A 1,361-nucleotide genomic window follows, 5' to 3' on the forward strand; every position below is an offset into this window, starting at 1 on the left:
GATGCCCCTATGGATGTCAAGCAGCGGCTGCGACACGGCCTCCTCGGTCGGCTGCTGGGGCAGTGGGGACGATGAGCCGGTAGATCTCCCGAGCGACGTACCGTTTGAGGCATCGGATGATCTCTCGGCGCGTCTTACCCTCGGCCAAACGTCGCCGCAGGTAGTCCTGGGAGCGGTCGTCCCAGCGCAGGCGGCTGAGAACGATCCGGTAGAGGGCAGCGTTGGCCTGGCGGTCGCCGCCTCGATTCAGTCTGCGGCGCTGGGTCTTGCCAGAAGAAGCCTCGACCGGGCTCGTGCCGCACAGAGCAGCGAACGATGCCTCGCTGACGAGGCGCTCGGGGTTGTCGCCGGCCGAGATGAGCAAGGCCGCTGCAGTGTCCGGACCGACGCCGCGCACGTCGAGGAGCCCAGGCGTGCTCGCTTCGACCGCCTCGGCTATGTGCTTGTTGAGATCGTCGATTTCCTCCGTCAGGTGCTGGATGCGCCGGGCCAGCAGTCTCAAGGCGTGTCGGGCGGCACCTGCCGGCCCGGAGATCTCCCGATCGTCAAGTTCGGCGCACCGCTTGATCAGATGCGGGTTGGTCAGCCCTGCCAGGGACTCGCGCAGGGCGGCGTCAGACGAGACCAGGACACTCTTGAGCTGGTTGATGGCCTGGGTCCGGGACTTGATCGCGGACCCCTTCGCCAGCTTGAACAGGCGAAGCATCTCCACTGGGCCGTCGCTCGTCTTCGCCGCGGCGGTAGCACGTCCGGACAACACAGCGCGGGCGGCTGCTTCCGCGTCGATGGCATCGGTCTTGCCGTGTCGCCGCCGGGCGGCCTTGTCCGGCTGGTTGACCTCGGTCACCTCGATGCCTTCGGCACGCAGGTGTCGAGCCAGGGCGGCCCCGTAGGAGCCCGTGCACTCGACCCCGGCCCGTCGCACCATGCCGAACGAACGGGCCCATGCGACGAGTTGGCGATAGCCCTCAGGTGTTGCCGCAAAGCTGCGGCCGTCCAGGGCGGCGCCGAGTGTGGTGATGACGGCTGCGGCGTGTACGTCCTTGTGGGTGTCCACGCCGAGAAGGACGTCCTCCTCGGCACCGGCTGGGATGTGGCAGGGGGCAGCGGGCTGCGTGATGCTGGTCAAGGTCGCCGGTCTCCTGATCGCCTCGGGTGCTGGTGGCTGTCGCCAGGCCGGGGCGGTCAAGACTGTGACGGTGCCTGTCGCGAAGGCCCCTATCGGGACACGCCCCTGCCCGGCGGCAGCAAGCACGCTCCGAACAGGCGGCCGACAGATCAAACTCAAGGCACGAGGCCAGTCATAGCGCGAGTCAGGCCACCGCTCGGAGCGGCGCCCGATCATCCTCACAGTCATAGCG

General features: G+C 68.0%; 1 protein-coding gene. It reads right to left on the reverse strand.

The genetic code is table 11. From position 1 onward, the window contains the following. Positions 1–16: 16 nt before the first annotated feature. Positions 17–1,129, reverse strand: a complete 1,113-nt coding sequence (locus AOK23_RS32940) for an IS110 family RNA-guided transposase (RefSeq protein WP_079049846.1) — start codon at positions 1,127–1,129, stop codon at positions 17–19. Positions 1,130–1,361: the final 232 nt, after the last annotated feature.

The organism is Streptomyces torulosus (assembly GCF_001419765.1).
In the GTDB taxonomy this organism is placed as follows: domain Bacteria; phylum Actinomycetota; class Actinomycetes; order Streptomycetales; family Streptomycetaceae; genus Streptomyces; species Streptomyces torulosus.